This is a genomic window from Streptomyces sp. NPDC043726, assembly GCF_056436565.1.
This window is the reverse complement of the sequence record NZ_JBWKCI010000010.1, coordinates 107,204-121,710: the sequence shown is the minus strand read 5'-3', so window position 1 is coordinate 121,710 and position 14,507 is coordinate 107,204. Positions and strand designations below refer to the sequence as shown.

9 protein-coding genes and 1 pseudogene are annotated in these 14,507 nt (G+C 70.2%); all 10 read left to right on the top strand.

Features of this window, described 5'->3' with window-relative positions; translation table 11 throughout:
* Positions 1-674: 674 nt before the first annotated feature.
* Entirely contained in the window at positions 675-2,282 is a 1,608-nt protein-coding gene (locus AC068Z_RS28055) for a TIGR02677 family protein (protein WP_478561320.1), read from the top strand.
* Positions 2,282-3,733: a TIGR02678 family protein gene (locus tag AC068Z_RS28050; RefSeq protein ID WP_478561317.1), complete on the top strand. Its 1,452-nt coding sequence runs from the start codon at positions 2,282-2,284 to the stop codon at positions 3,731-3,733. Before AC068Z_RS28055 ends, AC068Z_RS28050 begins: the two co-directional genes overlap by 1 nt.
* Positions 3,730-7,983 (top strand): TIGR02680 family protein, encoded by a 4,254-nt coding sequence (locus tag AC068Z_RS28045; protein ID WP_478561314.1) that lies wholly within the window; start codon positions 3,730-3,732, stop codon positions 7,981-7,983. The genes AC068Z_RS28050 and AC068Z_RS28045 overlap by 4 nt, the downstream gene beginning before the upstream one ends.
* A gap of 28 nt (positions 7,984-8,011) precedes the next feature.
* Positions 8,012-9,310, top strand: a complete 1,299-nt coding sequence (locus tag AC068Z_RS28040) for a TIGR02679 family protein (RefSeq protein WP_478561311.1) — start codon at positions 8,012-8,014, stop codon at positions 9,308-9,310.
* A gap of 131 nt (positions 9,311-9,441) precedes the next feature.
* Positions 9,442-10,122: pseudogene (locus tag AC068Z_RS28035) on the top strand (beta family protein); the annotation flags it as partial.
* A 20-nt stretch (positions 10,123-10,142) separates the two neighbouring features.
* Entirely contained in the window at positions 10,143-10,499 is a 357-nt protein-coding gene (locus AC068Z_RS28030; protein WP_478562069.1) for a beta family protein, read from the top strand.
* 243 nt (positions 10,500-10,742) lie between these two features.
* Positions 10,743-11,729, top strand: a complete 987-nt coding sequence (locus AC068Z_RS28025) for a PstS family phosphate ABC transporter substrate-binding protein (protein ID WP_478561308.1) — start codon at positions 10,743-10,745, stop codon at positions 11,727-11,729.
* A complete protein-coding gene (gene pstC, locus AC068Z_RS28020) occupies positions 11,726-12,667 on the top strand; it encodes a phosphate ABC transporter permease subunit PstC (RefSeq protein WP_478561305.1) in 942 nt (313 codons plus the stop codon). The genes AC068Z_RS28025 and pstC overlap by 4 nt, the downstream gene beginning before the upstream one ends.
* A complete protein-coding gene (gene pstA, locus AC068Z_RS28015; RefSeq protein WP_478561302.1) occupies positions 12,664-13,572 on the top strand; it encodes a phosphate ABC transporter permease PstA in 909 nt (302 codons plus the stop codon). The genes pstC and pstA overlap by 4 nt, the downstream gene beginning before the upstream one ends.
* Positions 13,573-13,577: 5 nt before the next feature.
* Complete coding sequence (gene pstB / locus AC068Z_RS28010) at positions 13,578-14,450, top strand: phosphate ABC transporter ATP-binding protein PstB (protein ID WP_478561299.1); 873 nt, start codon at positions 13,578-13,580, stop codon at positions 14,448-14,450.
* The last annotated feature ends 57 nt before the right edge of the window (positions 14,451-14,507 follow it).

Sequence of the window (14,507 nt, the reverse complement as noted above, 5' to 3'; positions counted from 1 at the left end):
CTCGCCACGGGCTACCAGGCCCTCGCCGCCGAGTTCACCAGAGGACCCGTTCGACGTGGAGAGCGCGGTGACCGCCGCCATGACCGCGGCCGGATCGAGGACGCGGACGAGGCCCGGTGGATCATCACCTGCCTCGACGCGCTTCAGGTCAGGAAAAGCCGACCCCGACCACACCTGCGACCACCAAGGCCCGACCATCGTCACGATGCGACAACGCCCCTGACATCTGGGCTGACATCCCCGCCCACCCACCCCGCGACAGTCGCCGTAGCCTTCCGCGCCGCGGATGGCGTATCCGCAGGTCACCAAGGCATCCATCGCCAGGTGGCCAGCCCGACATCCCCCTCTGCACACCCCCACACTCGCCCCAGAACAAAAAGAAAGGCAGGGGACGGCGGGCGAACGGGCGGGCGCGTGCCGCCGGGGGATCGGGGTGCCCGTTTCCCCTGTCGCGCGCCGGCGGTCGCCGACGCGCTCGTGCACCGCATCCCGGCGCACGCCCGGCAGACAGCGCTGCCCGGCGTCACCGCCGCCAGCGCAGGCTTCAGCGCCGCCCGTGCAGGCCTCAGCCGTATTCGCCCTGGCCACCGACGTGTGCGTATCACCCGCCCGGTCCAGCCGGAATTCCTCGAACCCGCTCCGGAGTGTCAGTGCCGGTCCGTACGCTCGAGAGCATGGTGGGGGACGAACTGCACGAAGAACCACACGAGGAGCGGTCCGGCGATGCGAGCGCCGGCGAGACCTGGCAGCGGCTGAGCGCCTACGCCTACCTCAGTGCTCCCGAGCGGCTCGAGTACGTCGCGGTGATGCGGGTCTTTTGCGGCACCCTGCTCGCGGACCTCGCCGTCCCCGATGTGGTCGGCAAGCTGGCGCAGGCCGGGCATCCGGCGGCTGCGCTGGGCGCGGAGACCTTGACCGCCCGCCTCGAACAGCTCGTGCGGTGGGGCAATCTGCTGCGCAGCACGCACACGGTTACGGCGAGCAGCATTGCCGAGTATCAACGCTCCCGGTCCCGCTACCAGTTGTCCAAGCTGGGTGAGCGCGTGCAGCGCGACGCCGACGAGGTGCTGGCGGCGGGGGACGCCGCGCGTGAGGTCAGTAGTGAGTTGCTCACCCTCGTCGACCGAGGGCTTCAGGAAATCGCCGCGCTGGCCGCCGCACCTGGGGGCACGGACCCGCAGCAGGCACTGGAGAAGATCAGCACCCTCTTCGCGCAGTTCGCCGAATTCGCGGAATCGGTCCGGGACTTCTACGCCTACCTCGGCCAGGTCCTCGCCCGCTACGACCTCGACGGCGCCGAGTACCAGGGGTTCAAGGAGCTGCTGCTCGACTACGTGGAAGCGATCACCGAGGATGTGTCCTTCCGCGCCCCGCGCATCGCCGCCCACCTGCGGGCCATCTGGCCGCACCTGCCAGCCTTGTTGAGCCGCATCGATGCCCATGCCACAGGGCTCGGTGCACTCTCCGACGCTATGCCCGAGACGCGGGTCCAGCGCAGCCGGGGGCGGGAACTGGCCGACTGGGAAGGGTTGCGCGACTGGTTCGCGAACAGCGACGGGCACGGCAGCCAGGTGGACCAGCTTCGGGACGCGACCCTGCGCGCCCTGCAGTCGCTGCTCGCCAACGCCAAACGGATGCTGCGCTCGGCGTCGGGGGAGATGTCCCGCCGCAAGGACCTCCTCCGCCTTGCCGCATGGTTCGATGCCGCTGAGCCCGAGGAGGCCCACGACATCGCGGTCGCCGCCTTCGGACTGTACGGGGCACGGCATCTGGGTGTGGCGCCGGATCCCGATCAGTCCGTACCGGCGTATGTGAGCTGGTGGACCGGGCCTGTCGTGGATGTTCCGGTGGCTTTGCGCGAGCGGGGCAGTCGCGCCCCGCGCGGGCGGTCGGCGGCGGTGGAGGATCACGGCGAGCAGAAGCGTCGGCTTGTCGAGGAAGCGCGCGAGCAGGTCGCCGCCCGTCAGGCCGCCGCCGCCGAGCTGCGCAGTGCGTCCGGCCGATTCGATCAGGTCCGGCTTGGTTCCGCGGCCATGCGGTTCCTGCTTGAGCTTCTCACCGCCGCTCTCGGCAACGCCCAGCTAAAGAAGGAAGCAGATCACTTGCACCTCTATGGCGCGCAGGCGGGCGATGCGGATCTGGGCATCCGGTTGACGGCGTGGCGAACCCCTGGCCGGCACACCCTCCTGCGCTCCGTGGACGGTGATCTGACCGTGGACGACCTCACCCTGGCCGTCGAGAGCGCCTCCGTACCCGCTTCGGCCGAGGAGGCGAGCGCCTGATGGCCCTGCCCTCCACCCTCGACGTGGCACTCGCCGCCGAACGCCGAGCCGCCGCCCGCCTGCTCTTGGCCCACCCCCTGGTCACCAGCACCGGCCCGCACAGTGACACCTTCCCGCTGATCCGCCGGCACGCCGACTGGCTCGCCCAGCGCTTCCAGCAGGTGTTCGGCTACCGGCTCCTCGTCGAGGCGTCGTACGCCCGACTGTTCAAGGCAGGCCTCGGCCCCGGCTCCGGCCACCGCCTGGAGCGGCCCTCCACGGGCACGCCGTTCACGCCACGGACGTACGCCTGCCTGACCCTCGCCCTGTCCGTCCTCGTCACTGCCCCCGAGCAGCTCCTGCTCTCCCAGCTCGTCGCCGACCTGCGGGCCGCAGCCGTGGACGCCGGGATCGAGATCAGCGACGCCGGGCGCCAGGCGGAGCGGCGCACGCTCGCCGCCGCGCTGCGGCAGCTTGTCGACTGGGGCGTGCTGACGGAGACCGAAGGCCACGTCTCGGCCGTCGCCGAGGAGCGGGGCGGCGAGGCGCTGCTGACCGTGGACCGTGAGATCGCCCGCGCGGTCGTCGCCGGACCACTGGCACAGAGCCGCGACGGCGCGGACCTCGTCCGGCGCGCCGCCGACCCCGGCTTCGGCGGCCCCCGTACCTACGTGCGCAGACGTCTCGTCGAAACCCCCGCCGTCCACCTCGACGACCTTACCGGCGCCGAGCGGGAGTGGCTGCGGACCCGACAGCGGCGGGAGTCCCAGGCCTTCTCCGAACTGCTGGGCCTGGAGGCCGAGATCCGTGCCGAGGGCATTGCCCTCGTCGATCCGGACGGTGACCTCACCGACGTGCACCTGCCCGGCACCGGCACCGTCGCCCAGGCAGCATTGCTGCTGGTGGGACGCCTGGTCGAGCGGCTGCGTCCCGAGGATCCCGGCCACCCCGCGGTCGGCGGCCGGCTGGTCATCGGCGTTCCCGTCCCGGACGGGCTCCTGGCTGAGCTCCTCAATGAGCTCGTCGAGGAGTACGGCCGACGCAGCAACTGGCAGCGGGGACTCGTCGAAGACCGGGGCGGGCTGCTGGCCGCCGTAGTCGACCTGCTGGTCCGCATGCGCCTGATGGCACCCGCCGGTCCGGTGCGCGCCGACGGCCACGGCCTGCCCGAGGGGTACGAGGACGCAGCGCTGGACGGCCGGTCCGTCACCGACGTCTCCGGCGCCCGCGGACAGCACAGCGCGGACGGCTGGGTGCTGCTCGCCGCGGCCGCCCGGTTCGCCACCACCGTGGCCGTCGCCACCCGTCCCGAACCCCCGCAAGCAGACCGGTCCGCCACCACGGTGGCCGTCACCACCCGTCCCGAACCCCCGCAAGCAGACCGGTCCGCCACCACGATGGCCACCACCTCCCGTCCCGAACCCCCGCACGCAGACGACGTCTCCCAGAACCCCGAGGAGCCGACCCGGTGAACCGCCCCCCTTCCCCGCACCGCTACCGTCTGCACCGCGCCGGCATCCGCAACGTCTGGCAGTACGACGAGCAGGAGTTCGCCTTCGGCGACGGCCGCCTGCTGCTGCGCGGCAAGAACGGCGCCGGCAAGTCCAAGGCCCTGGAGATGCTGCTGCCCTACCTGCTCGACGGCGACGCCCGCGCCCTGGACGCGACCGGCACCGGGCGCACCACCCTCCTCTGGCTCATGCTGGACGGATTCGAGCAGACCAATCGGCTGGGCTACCTGTGGGTGGAGTTCGCGCGCACCGACGAGGACGGCAACGCCCACCACCTCACCATCGGAGCGGCCATCCGCGCCTCCCAGTCGACCAGGACAGCCAAGCCGCTCTTCTTCGTCACCCCGCTGCGAGTGGGCGAGGAGCTGCACCTGGCCCCCGCCGGTCAGCCGCTGCCGTTCGACCAACTCAAGTCGCTCGTCGGCCCGGACAACGTCACCGACCGTGCCGTGGAGCACCGGGCCCGGGTCGCCCGCCACCTGTTCGGCCTCACCGATCCCGCCCGCTACCGCAACCTGCTGCACCTCCTGCACCGCCTGCGCCGGCCCACCATCGGCGACCGCATCGACGCGGGCGGTCTGGTCTCCGTCCTCGCCGAGACGCTGCCCGCGCTCGACGACGAGGTCGTGGAGAAGGTGGCCCGCAACCTCGACGACCTGGAGACCGTACGGACCGACCTCGGGCGCCTGGAGCGCACCGACGAGGCCCTGCAGACCTTCCTGACCAGCTACCGCGGCTACCTCCACGGCACCCTGCGCCGCCGGACCGACGAGGTGGGCGGCGAGCTGGAACGGCTCGCGGAGCATCGGCGTCTGGCGGGCGAGGCCGTCAAGCAGGTGGCGAAGCTCCGAGCGAGCGAGGACGAACTCACCGCCCGCCTCGACCTCCTCAAGGCGGAAGCGGACGCCGCCGAGACGGACCTCGCCGCCCTGCACGCCAGCGCCGCCTACCGCAGCCTGCAAGAACTCGGCGAGAAACGCGCCACGGTGACCGCCCTGCACAGCGCGGCGGCGGCCGCCTTCAAAGCGCTGCGTCAGGCCCACAGCGCCCAAGAGGAGACAGGACGGCGTCTCACCGAGGAAGCTGGAAGGCTCGGCGCGGACCTGGCCGAACTCGGCACGGCATACGGCGAGTTGCGGCGCGAGGCGGAGCGGTCCGGGCTCGACCCCGTGCACCTGGGTGAACCCTGGGCCGTCACCACCATGCCGGTCGCGGGTGCGGCGATGGCCGAACTGACCTCCCCGGACGGCGACTTCCATCTCGTACGGCACAGCGAGGTCCTCGGCGTCGACACTGAGGCCTGCACGGGCGCGCTGCACGCCTGGGACACCCAGCTGGAAGCCGCGGGACCGGTGATCAGGAACCGCGCCCGAGCCGTGACCGAACTGACCGCGCTCATCGACAAGGCACGTCGGGCCCAGGCAGCGGCGCACCAGGCCGATGTGGCCCGGGAGAGCCTGGAGGAGCAGGCGGACGGGGCCCGTGCGCAGGCCGCAGACCGACGGGAGGAGACAGCACGCGAAGGGGAGGCGTACGCGGAAGCGGTACGCACCTGGACCGAGCGGCTGCGGAGCCTGACCGGCGTATCCCTCGACGCCGTCGACGCCCTGACCGCCCACGACGCGGCGGAAGGCCCGCTGCCCGCCCATGCCCCCGATGAGGTGGCCGACACAGCCCGCTCGGCCGTCGAGCCGTGGCTTGCGGAACTGGGCGAACAACGCGACACACGTGCGCTGGCGATCCGCGAGCTGACCACCGCACAGGACCGCCTGCAGCGTGAGCGCAGCGACTGGGAAGCCCGCACCGACCCCGAGCCCCCGCCCCCGCCCTACCGCTCGGCACCGCGCACCCCCGGCACCGGCGCCCCCCTGTACCGGCTCGTGGACTTCGCCGATGACCTGGAGGCCGCGGCCCGGGCGGGACTGGAAGCCGCACTCGAAGCCAGCGGCCTGCTCGACGCCTGGGTGTGCGCCGACGGCACCGTCGTGGACCCGGCCACGCGGGACACCCTCCTCACCCCCGGCACACGGCCCGTAGGACCGGTGGTTGCCCAGGTGCTGCGCCCGGTCCCCGCACCGGACAGCGGTGTGACGACCGAACAGGTCGAGCGCGTACTTCACACGGTGGCTCTAGTCACCGACGGATCCGCCGGCTCGACTGCAGAGTCCGCCATCGGCACCGACGGCTTCTGGAAGCTGGGTGTCGCCCGCGGTCGTCACACCAAGCAGACCGCCCAATACGTCGGCGCGGAGGTACGTGCCGAGACCCGCCGCCGTGCCCTTGCCGAACTCGACCGGCAACTCGGCGCCACACAGGCGGAGTTGGCGCGGCAACAGCATGACCTGCGGATCCTCACGGAGCACCGCGCACAAGTCACCGACGTCCTGAGCCACCCGCCCACGGCACGCCCCCTGACCGACGCCTGGGCCCGGACCGCCGAGGCCGAGCGCACCGCCCAGGTGTTGGCCGGCAAGGCGTCCACCGCCGCCCGCGAGGCGGAACAGGCACGCGGCCGCGCGGTCGCCGCCCGCCGCGAGGCCGAGGCGACCGCGAGCGCCAACGACCTCCCGGTCGACCCGGCCGCGCTCGACGCCGTACGCCTCTGCCTGGACCGCCTCGGCGCGGGCACCCACCAACTGCGCAGGCGGCTGCGCGCGGTCATTTCCTCCGCCGACACCCATAGCCAGGGTCGCGCAGACTACGCGCGGGCGCTGACATCCACCCGGGAAGCGGAATCCGATTACGCCGAGCCCCTCGCGCGCCTGGACGCTGCCCGTCGCACGGTAAAGGCTCTGGAGGAGGCGCTCGGCGCGTCGGAACAGGAGATCCTCGCCCGCGAGGACGAGGCGAAGCGACGGCTGGAGGCCGTCGGGCGCCAACTTCCCGGCGCTGAGCGCGACCTGAACGCCGTCCATGACGAACGTGTGCTCGCGGAAGGCGACGAGAGGGTCAGGAGAGAGGCACTGGCCACGCAGGAGGCAGAGGCGGTCGCCAGCGGCAGGAGACTGCGTACGGCGCTGTCCCTGCCGGGCGTGACCAGGGGCGCGGGCCTCGACCTGCCTACGGAGGCGAAGGCGGAGGCAGAGGCGGAGGCAGAGCCGGAGGGAGATGAGATCCGCTCCTCCGAGGACGCCGAGAAGCGCACGACCGAGGACGGCGACCCGTACCCATTCCGCGAGGGCGCACACGAGCGCATCACATCCCTGCGCCTGCTCGTCGACGCCGTACGACACCGCCTGGACCCCGAGCGGCGCGACGTCTCCGACACCACGATCCTCAACCGCCACACGGACCTGCGCGACAAGCTCTCCGGAGGCTACGACGCCACCCTGGAGGAACACGACGGCATCAAGATCTGCCGTCTCGTCGACGACCACGGCCTGCACGACATCGCCACGGTCGGTCAGCGCATCGCCGCCCAGGCGACCGAGGCCCGCGAACGGCTGACGGAGCGGGAGCGGGAGGTCTTCCAGCGCTTCCTCACCGGAGAGCTCGGCGACCATCTCTCCGCCCAGGTCCTGTCCGCGGGCGCCCTGGTAGCCGCTCTGAACGGCACCCTGTCCACGGTCCGTACGTCACACGGTCTGGGCGTCACGCTCGACTGGAAACTGGCGGACGGCGTGGAGGCCGACGTCAAAGCGGCGGTCGACCTCCTGCGCAGCCCGTCCGGCCTGCGCACCCACGAACAGTCCGACCAGCTCCGAGACGTACTCCAGCGTCGTATCGAGGACGCCCGCCGCGCCGACCCCGGCACAGGCTACGCGGCCCACCTGCGCACGGCCCTCGACTACCGGGACTGGTTCACCTTCACGCCCTGGGTGGTCAACGACGCCGCCCCCGGCAGCCGCCGCAAACTCTCCGGCCGCACCGGACTCAGCCAGGGCGAACAGCGAGTCCTGTCCTACCTGGTCCTCTTCGCCGCCGCGGCCGCCCACTTCACCAGCCTCGCCGAGACAGCTCCCGACGCGCCGCGGCTGATCCTGCTGGACGACGCGTTCGCCAAGGTCGACGAACCCACCCATGCGCGCCTTGGCCGCATCCTGGTCGACCTGGACCTCGACTTCGTCCTCACCAGCGAACGCCTGATCGGCAACTGGCCCGATGTGCCGTCCCTGCACATCTACGAGTGCCTGCGTGATCCCCATGTCAGAGGTGTGGCGACCCTCCACTACATGTGGAACGGGCGGCAAAGGCGGCTGGTGTCGGTATGACAAGCCCCCGAGCGCTGCTGGTGTCGGTATGACGAGCCCTCGAGCGCTGGACAGGACACCCCTGAACGCCGAGACACTGGCCTTCATCAACCGGCCCGGCCTCGCCCGCCTCTGGACGGCCGCCCGCACCCGCCTCGAGCGCAACGGCCTGCAGCCAACCGGCACCATCAAACTCCAGAACCTCGACGCACCCGAACGCGAGGCCCTCTCCCTCCTGCTGGGCAGAGCACTCACCGTCTCCACCGCCACGATCCGCCTGCCTGACCTGGACGCCCGCCTGCGCGCCAGCGCGGCCGGCCGCGGCCTGGCCGAGACGCTGGCGGCACTGGGCCCGGCCCTCACCGACCGCCGAGCCGCCCGGGACGCCGCCGCGGCACAGCGGGCCGGAGTGTGGTCCGGCGCGGAGACGGCTATCGCGAACACATCGCTGGCCACCCAGCCCTGGACGGCCCGATGGCTTGAGGAGATACGACGCGCGGGCACCGTCACCCGCCAGGACGGCCCCACCGCGACCACGATCCTCGACCAGGCGATCCGGACGCTGGCCATGCTCTTCCCCGGCACGAACGCGGAACCGACCCCCGCCGTCTGGGGCCGCGGCGAACTGGCCACCCGCGCCACCGGCTCGGCCCACGGCCTGGACGACGGCACCCTGCTCGCCCGCCTGGTCCTGCGCGGTATCGCCCTGGCCACCGGCGTCGAACTCCCCGTCGACGCACCGGGCCGCCGCGCCCTGTGGCGCCTCGCCTCGGTCACACCGGACGAAGTGTCCAGCACGGTGCTCACCTTCGGCCTACGACCGACTGGCACGACCTGGGGCGAGAGAACCCTTCGAGAACGCGCGGACCACCACCTGGAGACCCACCTCACCCTGCGTGAACTGCGCGCCCTCCACCTGCAGATGCCGGCCGGAGCCCGCATCCACGTCTGCGAGAACCCCCGGGTGGTCGAAGCCGCCGCCGAGGCAGGCTGCGCCGAGCCGCTGGTCTGCACGTCGGGGAGCGCGGCGACGGTCGTCCTCACCCTCCTCGACGCACTGGCCGCAGCCGGGTGCGCCTTCGCCTACCACGGTGACTTCGACTGGCCCGGCATCGCACTGGCCAACCGTGTGATGGACCAGTACGGCGCGCACCCCTGGCGCATGAGGGCAACGGACTACGAATACCTCGCGACCCGAACCCAGGTACACGGCACCCCGCAGCTCCTCCTCACCGGCCCGCCCGTGCAAGCCGTATGGGATGCCGAACTGACCCCCGCCATGGAAGCCCTGGGCATTGCCCTCCACGAGGAGTCGGCACTCGACCTTCTCCTGGAAGACCTCCGCTAACCGGCGTATGCCTTGCCGCCGCAAACCGGTCCACGCACCGCACCACGTGACCGGATTGCGCCCTTTCGGCCCGCAACCCTCCAGCTCACGCTGGTCGCAGACCGTTGCGGGGCAGTGTGGAGGGGGCCGCCATGTCCGGGTCGGTGTACATACCTGTCTTACCGGTGCGGGTTCACGCCGTGTCCGCGGTCAAGGACCTGTCCCCGTGGGTCCGTGACCGGACAACCCCGTTGTGGACCCTGCCCGTTGTCACCGCCGAAAGCCCCGACCAGCTCGAACAAGCGGTGGACAAGGAACTACTACGCGTCGCCTCCGTGCAGAAGCACAGCCCCGCATGGCTCGATGCGCCCTACGCCGATCTCGGCGAGAGCCCTTACGCGGACCTGCTCCCCTTCTACTGGTCCCACACGCCGCTCCGGCCGGTCACCGACCCGGATCTACCCGACTCCCACCATGCCGCCGCCATGGACGGCGCCCGCTCGGGTGGCAACGGACTCGGCGTCCGCATCCGGATGCCCGGCGCCTGGAACGACCAACTCGCCGAACACGCCATGGCTTTGCTGGACAGGACACATTCGGAAGCGATACCGGTGGATCTTCTCCTCGACCTCCAGACCGTCCTCCCCAGCCGCCCCGACGCCGGCAAAGAAGCACTGCGCGCGCTCGACATGCTTGTGCCCCTCGCCTCCTGGCGCACGATCGCCGTGCTTTCCGGCGCCTTCCCGGACAACGTCGACGGATTGTTGGACCGAGACCGCGGCGATGCGGATCGCGCGGACTGGGACGCCTGGCATGAGATACGGGTCAGCGGCGGCCCTACGCGCCCCTCACCCTGTACGGGGACTACGGCACCCTGCCCGCCCGGAACATCGGCAGGGCAACCGCCGATGGCGCCCGATCGCCGTTCGGACTGCTCAGGTACACCACGGACCGCTCCTTCCTGCTCGCCAGGTTCCGGGCCGAAAACCGCGGCGAAACCGGCGCCACCCGGGAAGCAGCCCGCTGGATCACCCAAAGTCCGGACTTCCGCGGGGAAACGGCCAGCAGCGGTGAACGCTGGTACCACCAGTGCGCCCGGACTACGGGCTCCAAAGGCACCGGCAACCCCGGGACATGGAACTCCGTGGGCAATGTGCAGCACGTGACCCATGTCGTCCGCTGCTTGTGCGGGGACGAAGAGGGCGCCTGAATCCGCCCGCCTTCCGCTTGCGCACCCCCCCCAACCACCCCCCACCCACCGTGACTTGCAAGTGAACAACATCGCCGCAGCTCAAGTGACCCTTCCGTGATGATGGAACAAGATCTGTCTATATAGATAGCTGACTATCGTTCACATTCGGGTGGCGACCCATACGCGGAGAGTTCATATAGGCGGGCTTCGATCCAAGCCACGCGGCCGGGCAAGCCGGCGGACACGAGGATCGAGAGTCACGTGGACATTCATTTGTTGCGCCGGGCCAAGGCGCCCTTGGCTCTGATGGCGGCTGTGATGCTGGCGGTGAGCGCCTGCGGTGGCGATGACGACGGGGACGGGGACGGTGCCGGCGGAGGCGCCGGGGGAAGTGAACTGTCGGGGTCGGTCAAGGTCGACGGGTCCAGTACCGTCGCGCCGCTGACCACCGCCGCCGCCGAGCTCTTCGCCGAGGAGCAGCCCAAGGTGAAGGTGACCGTGGGTACTTCGGGCACCGGTGGTGGGTTCGAGAAGTTCTGCAACGGCGAGACCGACATCTCCGACGCCTCCCGTCCCATCAAGGACGAGGAGAAGGCGGCCTGCGAGAAGAACAGCATCACCTACGAAGAGTTCCAGGTCGCCAACGACGCCCTCACCGTCGTCGTGCCCAAGGAGAACGACTGGGTCGAGTGCCTCACCGTCGAGCAGCTCAAGAAGATCTGGGAGCCCGACTCCAAGGTCAGCAACTGGAACCAAGTCGATCCCAAGTTCCCTGACGAGGCACTGAAGTTGTTCGGGCCCGGTACCGACTCCGGCACCTTCGACTACTTCACCGACGAGATCAACGGGGAGGAAGGGGCCTCCCGGACCGACTACTCGCCCAGCGAGGACGACAACGTCATCGTCCAAGGCGTTGCCGGGTCTCCCGGCGGGCTCGGGTACTTCGGGTTCTCCTATTTCGAGGAGAACTCCGACAAGCTGAAAGCCCTTCAGGTCGATGGCGGTGAAGGGTGTGTCTCGCCGAGTGTCGAGACGGCCCAGGACGGGTCCTACACGCCTCTCGCCCGGCCCCTGTTCATCTACCCCTCCGCCAAGGCCCTCGAGCGTGAGGAAGTGCTCGGGTTCGTCGAGTACTACGTCGAGGACCACAAGGCCATCGCCGAGGACGCCCTGTTCATTCCGCTCAACAGTGAGCAGGAGACCGAGCTCAAGGCCGACCTCGACAAGCTCAAGGAATCGGTGAAGTGACCTCGCCGACGCTCAAGGCCCCCGCAGGGACACCGTCCCTGCGGCGGGCCAAGCCGCGTTATGGCGAACGGGTCATCCAGGGCCTGCTGTTGGTCGCGGCGCTGGTCTCCGTCGCCACCACCATCGGCATCGTCGTCTCGCTCATCCCGCCCACCGTCGACTTCTTCGAGCGCGTCGGCTTCGGCGAGTTCCTCTTCGGCACCGACTGGACCGCGCTCTTCAGCACCCCCGAGTACGGGGTGCTGCCCCTGCTCGGCGCCACCATGCTGATCACGGTGATCGCGCTGGTCGTCGCCGTGCCCGTGGGGCTCGGGTCCGCCATCTATTTGAGTGAGTACGCCAGTCGGCGCGTCCGCGCCGCGCTCAAGCCCGCCCTCGAAGTCCTCGCCGGTGTGCCCACGGTCGTCTACGGCTTCTTCGCGCTCAACTTCGTCACGCCCCGGCTCCAGGACTGGTGGCCGGGCGGCACCGGGCCCGACTTTCAGAACGCCCTGTCCGCGGGCCTGGTCATGGGCGTCATGATCATCCCGACCATCGCCTCGCTCTCCGAGGACGCCATGGCCGCCGTACCGCAGTCGCTGCGGGACGGGGCCTACGCGCTCGGCTCCGGCAAGCGGATCGTGTCCGTGCGGGTCGTCGTGCCCGCCGCGCTCTCCGGCATCGTCGCGGCCTGCGTGCTCGGCATCTCCCGCGCCATCGGCGAGACGATGATCGTCGCCATCGCGTCCGGGCTCACCGCCAACCTCAGCGCCAACCCGCTGGAGGCGATGCAGACCATGACCGGGTTCATCGCCCAGGCCGGCATGGGTGACGTCCCGGTGCAGTCCTTCGAGTACAAGACCATCTTCGCCGTCGGGTCCCTGCTGTTCCTCATCACCTTCGTGATGAACGTGATCAGCATCCGGCTGGTCCGCAAGTACCGGGAGGTGTACGAATGACCACCGAGATCCGGGTCACCGAACCGCCCTCCCACGCCGCCCCGCGCAAGCTCGCGGGCCCCCGATTCCGGCCCGCCGAGAGCGCCTTCCGGCTGTTGCTGCTGTGCTGCCTGGGCGTGGGCATCGTCTTCCTCGGCGTCCTCATCACCTACGTGCTGGTGGAGGCCTGGCCGCGGCTCGACTCACGGCTGTGGGAGAACTTCCCCTCCATCCGGCGGCCCGAGCGCGCCGGCGCCCAGTCCGCGATCTTCGGCACGATCTGGGTGATCGCGTTCACCGCCCTGTTCTGCCTGCCCACCGGCATCATGGCGGCGATCTACCTGGAGGAGTATGCCGACCCCAACCGCTGGTACAACCGCATGATCGAGCTGAACATCCAGAACCTGGCCGCCGTGCCCTCGATCATCTACGGCATCCTGGGACTTGGCCTCCTCGCCCGCGAACTCTCCCTAGGCACCACCGTGTTGACGGCCTCACTCACCCTGTCGCTGCTCGTGCTGCCGGTCGTCATCATCGCCTCGCGCGAGGCGATCCGTGCCGTACCGCAGTCCATCCGGCAGGCCTCGCTGGCCCTCGGCGCCACCCAGTGGCAGACCGTCTGGCGGCAGGTGCTGCCCGCCGCCGTGCCCGGCATCGCCACCGGCTCGATCCTCGCCCTGTCCCGGGCGATCGGCGAGGCCGCGCCGCTGCTGCTGCTCGGAGCGGTGACCTACGTGGCGTTCAACCCGGAGGGTCTGGAGAGCTCGTACACCGTGCTGCCCATCCAGATCTTCAACTGGATCAGCCAGTCCCGCGAGGAGTTCCGCCACCTCGCCGCCGCCACGATCGTCATCCTCCTGGCCCTTCTCCTCCTCATGAACGCGGCCGCGATCTGGCTGCGCAACCGCTTCACTAAGCGCTGGTGATACCGATGACCGAAAACGCCGTCCCCGGACAGGGCGAGGAAGCCCACGCCCTCGCCGTCACCCTCGGAAAGCGCCGCCGCAGCCGACCCGAACCGTCCCTGAACGACCCGGTGTTCGAGATATCCGACCTGGACATCTGGTACGGCGACCATCAGGCCGTACGCGATGTCAGCATGCTCATCGGACGCCGCCAGATCACCGCCATGATCGGGCCCTCCGGCTGCGGCAAGTCCACCGTGATCCGCTGCTTCAACCGCATGAACGACCTCATCCCCGGCGCCCGGGTGACCGGCAAGGTCGCCTACCACGGGGAGAACCTGTACGACGCCGACGTCGACCCCATCGAAGTGCGCCGGCGCATCGGCATGGTGTTCCAGAAGCCGAACCCGTTCCCCAAGTCGATCTACGACAACATCGCCTACGGGCCCCGGGTCAACGGCATGAAGGGCAGCATGGACGACCTCGTCGAGGAGGCGCTCACCGGCGCCGCGCTCTGGGACGAGGTCAAGGACAAGCTGAAGTCCAACGCCCTTGCGCTGTCCGGCGGTCAGCAGCAGCGGCTGTGCATCGCCCGCGCCATCGCGGTCCGGCCCGAGGTGATCCTCATGGACGAGCCCTGCTCCGCGCTCGACCCGATCGCCACCGCCCGCATCGAGGACCTGATGGCGGAACTCGCGGCCGACTTCACCATCGTCATCGTCACGCACAACATGCAGCAGGCCGCCCGAATCTCCGACTACACCGCCTTCTTCACGGCCGACGTCGACGACAAGGGCGTACGGCACGGCCGGCTCGTCGAGTACGACACCACCGTAAAGATCTTCGAGAACCCCGCCGACCAGCGCACCGAGGACTACATCACCGGCCGCTTCGGCTGACCCGATGTCCCGTCCGAGGTCCCTCCGCTCCGCGCCCCTTTGCGCGTCCACGTGAAG

Coding starts and splice junctions, on each gene's coding strand:
- AC068Z_RS28055 (WP_478561320.1), top strand. CDS start 675: ATGGTGGGGGACGAACTGCACGAAGAACCACACGAGGAGCGGTCCGGC.
- AC068Z_RS28050 (WP_478561317.1), top strand. CDS start 2,282: ATGGCCCTGCCCTCCACCCTCGACGTGGCACTCGCCGCCGAACGCCGA.
- AC068Z_RS28040 (WP_478561311.1), top strand. CDS start 8,012: ATGACGAGCCCTCGAGCGCTGGACAGGACACCCCTGAACGCCGAGACA.
- pstA (WP_478561302.1), top strand. CDS start 12,664: ATGACCACCGAGATCCGGGTCACCGAACCGCCCTCCCACGCCGCCCCG.
- pstB (WP_478561299.1), top strand. CDS start 13,578: ATGACCGAAAACGCCGTCCCCGGACAGGGCGAGGAAGCCCACGCCCTC.